Annotated in this window: 6 protein-coding genes and 1 pseudogene; 2 read left to right on the top strand and 5 right to left on the bottom strand. The window is 42.2% G+C overall.

All coding sequences use genetic code 11. The features are described from left to right. Nucleotides 1-188: 188 nt before the first annotated feature. Nucleotides 189-1,070 (top strand): hypothetical protein, encoded by an 882-nt coding sequence (locus tag B5D40_RS14410; RefSeq protein ID WP_078777480.1) that lies wholly within the window; start codon nt 189-191, stop codon nt 1,068-1,070. Between the two features lie 55 nt (nt 1,071-1,125). On the opposite strand, the gene B5D40_RS14405 is transcribed toward B5D40_RS14410, so the two are convergent. The 5 genes from B5D40_RS14405 to B5D40_RS14385 form a co-directional block, all read right to left on the bottom strand. Continuing rightward, the gene (locus B5D40_RS14405; RefSeq protein WP_143394550.1) at nt 1,126-1,614 is read right to left on the bottom strand and encodes a hypothetical protein; all 489 of its coding nucleotides are present in this window, start codon (nt 1,612-1,614) and stop codon (nt 1,126-1,128) included. A 151-nt stretch (nt 1,615-1,765) separates the two neighbouring features. Continuing rightward, nucleotides 1,766-2,176, bottom strand: a complete 411-nt coding sequence (locus B5D40_RS15775) for a hypothetical protein (protein WP_078777478.1) — start codon at nt 2,174-2,176, stop codon at nt 1,766-1,768. Between the two features lie 314 nt (nt 2,177-2,490). Then, nucleotides 2,491-6,006 (bottom strand): hypothetical protein, encoded by a 3,516-nt coding sequence (locus B5D40_RS14395; RefSeq protein WP_143394549.1) that lies wholly within the window; start codon nt 6,004-6,006, stop codon nt 2,491-2,493. A gap of 327 nt (nt 6,007-6,333) precedes the next feature. Beyond that, entirely contained in the window at nt 6,334-6,780 is a 447-nt protein-coding gene (locus B5D40_RS14390) for a hypothetical protein (RefSeq protein WP_078777476.1), read from the bottom strand. Between the two features lie 335 nt (nt 6,781-7,115). Continuing rightward, on the bottom strand, nt 7,116-7,337 hold the full coding sequence (locus B5D40_RS14385; protein WP_078777475.1) for a hypothetical protein: 222 nt from the start codon (nt 7,335-7,337) through the stop codon (nt 7,116-7,118). A 128-nt stretch (nt 7,338-7,465) separates the two neighbouring features. Between B5D40_RS14385 and B5D40_RS14380 the strand changes: the two are divergent. Continuing rightward, a pseudogene (locus B5D40_RS14380) lies at nt 7,466-7,674 on the top strand (IS5/IS1182 family transposase); the annotation flags it as partial.

Genomic DNA, 7,674 nt, shown 5'->3' with positions numbered 1-7,674 from the left:
GCGTGGGATTTTGGCGGTCTGTACATGAAAAAAATGCAAGGTTTTCAGTCATATTTTAGAAAACCTTGCAATATTTTCACAGGGTAGAAATCAGTTTTTCCCAATAGTTATGCGGGCTGGGCGGGATTTTAAGGGGAGACTAATTACATCAAACCGACTTTGGAACAAGACTAAAGGAAATTTTCCAAATGAAGCCTTCCTTGCGCAACCCCATTTTCCTCATCGCCCTGCTCGCCCTATCGGCAAATTCCCTGTTGGCAACCAGCCAGGATTCTGTGCAGGTTATTGGTTGGGAAGGGTGTAAAAATAACCCAAGTTGCCTCGCTAATTGGTCCGACCCCGAATATCCTGACCAAGAGGATGTACAGGATTCCAACTTCAAACAACATTATTCGCCTCCCTGTGGAGATATTCTGGAATACGGAGGTCATCATTGGGCACTTTTCGCGCTAACAAATGCGTTAGAAAATTTTTTCCGAGAAACAAAATCGAAGCCTTTAAGCGGCATCGCCGGGCGATACAAACTTCAAGACTCTACCCTTTTCCTGACGGGACTCGACATCTGCTTCAATTTTCAAGAAGATGGCGATAATCCTATCAAGAAATTCCGCACAAAAATTCCTCTGAAGCTGTTATTTCCCGGAGCGAAAGACAGCCTCGCGGCTTCCCTTGTTACGGATTATATGGTTTATCGCTGTTTAGATTGCCAAACAGATGACGACGATACAAGCTATGTGAGTATGGGAATTACTTTCGATTGCGGGAAAATTTCACATATAGCGATTCATTCGATTTCGCCGATAAATCCCGTCACCAAGAAATATTTCCCTTTCTGCAAAAGGAATTATAACGGGAAAATTTGGTATTTGGATAACCCAAAAGAACATGATATCATCGCCAACGACGGAATTCGTCTGTGGAAAAGGAAAGATTATTATTTTTTTACTTATCCTCTCGACACCATCCAGTTCAAGGGCCTGATCGATTCCCTGTCGCCCTATTACCAGATGCACCGGCGGAACTATCTGGATTCCCTTGCAAAGGAAAAGGAGAAGCAGTCTTCCGAGTAAAAACGGATAGAAAATTGCGGGCAGAGTTCAGCAATTCCTCCCATGCAGAGGAATCTCATCGCCAATAAACAGTCGTCAGGACAAACAACTCGTCCGTATATTTTCCCACCTGGATATAAACGTTTTGTTGTTTCACCCTGTAAAACGGGTAGTAAGAGGAATCGTTCGGTATGGCAATCTGTTCCGATTCATCCAGAATCGTGCGACAGATACTTTCCTGAAATTTGTAAAAGCAGACATACGAGCCAACATTGAAATTCGTAAACGAAACGGAATCCCTTGCTCGGGAAACTTCCCCCATCCAGGGGGACAAATCGATGTCATAGTCCTTATGCTTCTTTTTATCGTCCAAAAGGGAAAAACGAACATGGCGATCCGTCACAGGGAGATTCCACGAACGTACCGAATCCGTTCCGTCAATAAACAAATCATCCTCTGCAATAAGGGTGTCGTTTCCGCCGATGAATGTATAATGAAACCCCCATGTGTAACTTTTTGAAGGTTTCGGAGTTCCGTCAAGCTGCAAGGTCGAACGGCAAGACATGTCTCTAGGGCAATAGATAGCGAGATAAACGTCCAATGAGGACCCATGAGACGTTGCACTTCTCCACTTGTGGTCATCACTGGACGTACCGGAATCCTCAAAAAAAAGGGAACAACCGGAAAACGCCAGAAGGCAAACGAAATAGAAAATCCTATACATTATACCGCCACAAAAAAGTAAAGACATCCGTTCCCGAGGAACTTTCTTTATCATAGACTAGATAAACGAAAAATGACGAACGATGAAGAGCCGCAATTTCCAAAGTAATCGTCTGCGATTTTTCCGAAGATTTGATTTTTTTGCAATAAGTATATGTCACATCCATCGACAAATCACTGAAATTATCATAGCCATTATAGCATGAACCGACATAGAGAACGTAAAAATTTCCTTCGGGGAGGAATATGTCAATGGAATCCCCGCGGATTTCGTAATGCTTTACAGCATTCGTATAGGAAAAAACCGGCGTCAAGTCCAAATCATAACTTTTAACCGTTTCAATGGAATCTACCAGGGAAAATTGGAGATGCCGCGAGGAATCCACGGAGTAAAATAAATTCACTATGGTTGAATCGAATACTTCAGACACTCCTTCCCAATGTGGACTAGCATTCAACGAGCCTTCCCCCTTACTAAACTCTAAAACATAGCTACCGGCATTAATGTAAGCATTACTGCCAAGATCAACAGGTTCATAAGGCCCTATTAATGAAGCGTAAGCATACACCAGAGAATCCTCCTGCCATACAAATTTAAAATCCAACGGCCTATGAATTGTCGTTGTTACATAATAATCACCGGAAGAAGGGTCGCCACCGTTAAGCGCAAAGCCGCATCCCAATAGCAACAAGCAAATGAACGATAAAATTTTATTCATCATCGCCTCAAGAGGAGAATGCGCAACGCAGGCAAGTCAACAGCGTTTTCATATCGATATTCACCAAAAGTTTGGCCGTCCAAAACGTCGTATTCCCAAACGTTCTTTTTATTCCGCGTAGCCAACATTATCCCGTCTAATTCTGGCGAGCCAGAAAACCTTTCTAATACAGAGCTAACCCTGTATTTTACACCTTGCGGTGGAACGACTAACCGTTTATCCTTTCCTGTATTTACAAAGCATTGAAAATACTCAGGACAACGAGTTGATGTTTTGGAAAAAACTTCACCATCGACGGAATAGTTCATTACATAAGTCTTTGCCTTATTGTCTTGAATGGCAAACCAGTGGTTGGGCAAAATTTTATTACTACGTTCCGGATAATCTGTTCTCGAAGACCCTTGTGGAATTTCTCGAGGGACACTTTTAGCCCCTATACCCAAATCTTCCAATAACGAACCGTAAAGATGAATTCCAATACCTTCCCAATATTTTTCCGACGAATTGGCAAGCCAAGCCATTCCTTGTTCGCTAGGCCTATCGATGACCCAAAAATTTCCACCAAAATAAAGGATGGAGCGGTGATTCGTGACCGTCGATGGGATTAATTTATCGTATTTTGTTAAAGCATGCTTTGCCGTATATCCCCTAGCATCCATTTCGATATTCTGTAAAGAATCCACAATGGTTGCTTCCGTGCCTCCTTCCACATTGAAGTCATTTCCAAGCAAGTCAAAATGAACCAGCAAAAAAGACAGCAACGACCAAGACGCTCCCGGAGCATAGCCGGAAAATTCTTCCATCCTTTTGCGGATTTCCTGAACGCTTACAATATGATTGTCACTCTGCGCATTCGCTTCCAAGCAGGTTTCATCAGGAGCACTCTTATCACAATTCGACGCAATCGTCAATACATTATGATGTAGATGACGATGAAAATTATCTCCTTTCTTTCTGGCGTCAAATCCCGAATAACCCCGATCTTGAATAAGGAATCCTTTATTGGAACTGGAAAGAGTTATAGACAAGTTATCCTGCTGATCATGGCCTTGCCCATTCGTCCATAAGCGGCCTTTTTCCGCAATCATGGATAAAGCGACCGTATCGCCAGCACCAATAGCTGTAATCAAACAAATGCCATCCTTGCACTTGCTCCTACTGCCTATTTGGGGAGAAAATCCTAACGGCTTTGTTTGATACAGATTTTTATCGGGAAAGCCAAATGCGACAAGGGGATTAATTTTCCCATCTTCCTGTTTTAAAGGGTAAGCTTCAGACCAATTCAAAAAATTAGCATCGCCGGTCAGTTTTGACCAAACTCGATAATCCGGATTGTAAGTGCAGCCATCGTCAATTTCAACGGGAATATAACCATAATTCTTTACAGGACGCGAAAATTCGGTCATATAATATGGTGAACGCAGAAATTTATTTTCAATGGTTGGCATCATTTTATTGGCCAATTTATAAGCATCCCGTAAAGCGGCAAGGACATAAGGGACATCATCCCAAATATATTGAGAGTAACCTGTTCCTTCTGAATAGCCGCCATTTTCTCCATAATGCATATTCAAAGCCGTATTCAAATAATCCAAATTTTCGTGCGTTCCATAATATAGAAATTCATAAAGAGCGATGCTTGCATAAGCCTTGGCGACAAGGTTATTGTCCATTAACATCGGTCCGGCTAATTCCAGCCACGCACGAATACCGTCATAAACGGATTTATAGGCATCTTTTGCATAATGTCTAAATTCCTTATCAATCCACGCCAATAAAGAAACCCTCACCATTGCATTGGATATTTCTTGAAGCTTTCCTATATGTGAATCAAAAAAAGTTTTTGCCGTATTCCAGTTGGCAGCAAATTCACCACATTCAACGACATCGTTCAAATAGCCATCATTATGCCCATACGTATAAGCAAGTTTTTTACAAAAATCCTGATAGTCCAAATTGTAAATACTTTTGCCCAATTCAATCCAATTGGTCAGTATCGCACCAGTTAGATTTGTTGCATTGTAACATCCTTCCAGACCTCTTACTACCCAAGCCGCATCGGAAAGCATTCCGCTATTTGTCAAAAAATAGTCGGTAAATTTCATTCTTGCCGAGTCTAATTTGGTTGTATCCCGAAAATACAACTCATTTGATTCTTTTGTAAATACAAATTTTCGGCTAGCATACCCCGCTTGGGCAATAACTGCATCCGCCAGCAAAACATCCAAATTCTTAGCAGTTTCCTTCCAAGCGTGTTCTTGACGATTGCAGTTGTTTTCAGGTAAAGAACAATACGACATCGCGTCATTCTTAGTTGTTAATCCTTTCTCTTGTTTATCTCTTAAATAATTTATGAATGAAAAATCCCAAAAAACGGAACCAAACAGCCGACCTTGCGGGACCTCCCAATCTGCGGATTCGGCATTTCGAAAAAGTCGTTTAAACCTATCTCTGACGCCGTCAAAATCAAAGCAGCGAAGTTCATTGTACAAGTCATAAACCCAATAAACCCCATCAACTACTCCATTTACAATGCCGATTTGAATATCCGTCCATCCGGAGGCTAGTGATTCTACCTCATCACGAACGTCTTCTGAAAAAATGGACGAAATGCCAACAGCAGGTGTGAAAGTGACGATCGCCGCTTTATTTACAACTTTGCACGCTTTTCGAAAAAGGCTCCTCAAACTAAAAGACTTAGCCTTAAAATAGGCATAATTATTAACTATGCTGTCCACGGGTTCTTCAACCCATCGGTTTTCGGACACTAAAAAATGACCTACCGTTATCGTATCTCGCCCAGAAAGATAATTAAAGTCCAAGGGAAGAGCCAACGTAACTTCACGCCCCGGTTTTAATTGTGCTTGAATATCAAAAACATCACCCATCACCGCAAGCTCATCCAAATTTTCTGGCCCATGCGGGTTAAAGGAAAGCTTTTTTACAACTGGCGGTTTTCCATCTTCGAAAGCATTTTTTTCAAATTTCAACTTAACGGCTATCGCAGAATAAGGCGTTCTGCCAAAAGCATAACTGACTTGAATCGAGTCATTACCCAAGTTCGTCTCAGTAGTCTGAATCTGAATTTCTGTCGGCAGTTCGTTTGTCAACCACCATTTCACCTTCACTTTGCGATATTCAGGAAAAGCCAATTCAAAATAGGGAATATATTTTGTTTTTTGAGAAAGAACAACCGTAGAAGTCCATCCACGAACACGAGCCTTTTTATTCTTTACATAGGCATAGCCATTCAATTCTCGACCATCGATAGATTCTATTTGTACATAAATACGATTGTAAAACCAATTAGGGAGCTTTTCAATTTTAAAATTTTCTGAACTACCTTCAAAAATTGTTTCAGAATTTAATTCACCTAAACTTTTGTAATTCTTAATCTTGTTTGCATATAAAGAGTCCGCAAAATTCTTTAACGCCATCTGTACGGAATCCGCCCTAGAAAGCTCTATTTTTTCACATTGCGAAAAAGAGTCGTTGTTATCAACCCACCATTGCATAGGCATCCTCTGCAGCGATGCTCCAGAAAACTTTATTCTTATTTCGCTCGTGTAGGCAAATGCGATTTCCCGATAATAGGAATCCAAGGCGTGCCTACAATTATTGACAACGAGATATCCCGTCATCGGGACGGACGGAGTCGAATTGATTCCAAGAACCACCCGGGAATAGGTCCAGTCCGTCGGCAATCCTTCCAAAGAAATCGTATCCCCGTCACTTAAATCCAAAACCGTTCTAACATTATAGGGAAGAACATGAACCGTGGCAAAAGCAGACGGAACAAATAGAAGTAGCGCAAAGAAGAACGAAACTAGTCTGAACATGAGCTATTCAAGAATCGAAAGAGCTTGGATTGGGCAATACATATAGGCAGCATTGCCCGCATTATCCGTATTCGTGCTGCAATTCGTATTGTTCAATGCCGTAGCGTTTGTAACCGTAGTTTCGGCATAATTGGGATAGATGACTTCAATCCGGCTACGAGTGGCATAACCCGTTTGAGCCAAGGCCTGTATTTGGTTATATGAGCTGCTGGTCGCTGTAACAAAGAAACGCAATTTATAGGTTTTATTGTTGTACTGGACGTCTTTGTCGGTATCAATAAAAAACATTCCATCCGCGGACTGAATTCCCATATAAAACGAAGACAGTATTTCATAGCAAGATTGAGTCGGAATCCCCGGATTCTGCCCCGGCCCAGAACAACCGCCTTCGGCGTGTGAAAACACCGCCACCGAAAATAAAAAAGCCAAAATGAGACGAATTTTACCCATAGGGCCCTCCTTCTTCATTACATGAATGAAAAATAATTCAACAACTTCGGCAACGCAAGTATTTTTTATCCATTATACAAATATCGCCATCGGCTACCGCCAATAAACGGTCGTCATGATAGACAAATCATCCGTATATTCGCCGACTTCAATAGGAAAATCGATATCGCTTCCGGTAATTATAATGAAATCCACTATAAACCACATTTTTCCCCCTAGGCAAAACAGGGGAACCTTGAATAGACACACAGGAACGGCACGTCATATCGTTTTGGCCATGAACAGCTACTCCAAAAGGGACGCTGCAAGCGTCCCTTTTCTGGCAAAGCTTTCGCCTATTCCCCAGCCCCCTCCGAATCCACCGGCACCTTTTCGCCGGGTTTCGCCCCATGCCTTGCGGCGGCATTGGCGCGGTCCACTTCAAGGGAAACCTTTTCAATAAATCTTCCATAAAAACCCGCACTTTCCATGGCTTCAAGATAAGGAAGCCGCTTCGTATTGATTGCATTGAGCAATTGCTTTTTTATGCCCGTCGCACTTTCCCCTTTGCCCGCCATATCGGCCGTATAATTAGTCGTCCCTTAAAATCCCGCCCAGCCCGCATAACTATTGGGAAAAACTGATTTCTACCCTGTGAAAATATTGCAAGGATTTCTAAAATATGATTGAAAACCTTGCATTTTTTATGTACAGACCGCCAAAATCCCACGCACAGACAAGCCTTTTCTGTTCCCTTGAGGAGCAGTTGAACCACAAGCACCCCCTCTACGTTCTCGCGAACAAGATTGACTGGAACAAGTTCGAGACCGAGTTTTCCAAATTGTTCGACGAAAAGATGGGTGCGCCAAACAAGCCGATCCGTCTTATGACCGGGCTCATCATCCTGAAGCACAT

The sequence above is a fragment of the Fibrobacter intestinalis genome (genome assembly GCF_900167415.1).
Taxonomy (GTDB): Bacteria; Fibrobacterota; Fibrobacteria; order Fibrobacterales; family Fibrobacteraceae; genus Hallerella; species Hallerella intestinalis.
This window is presented reverse-complemented; position numbering and strand designations above follow the sequence as displayed.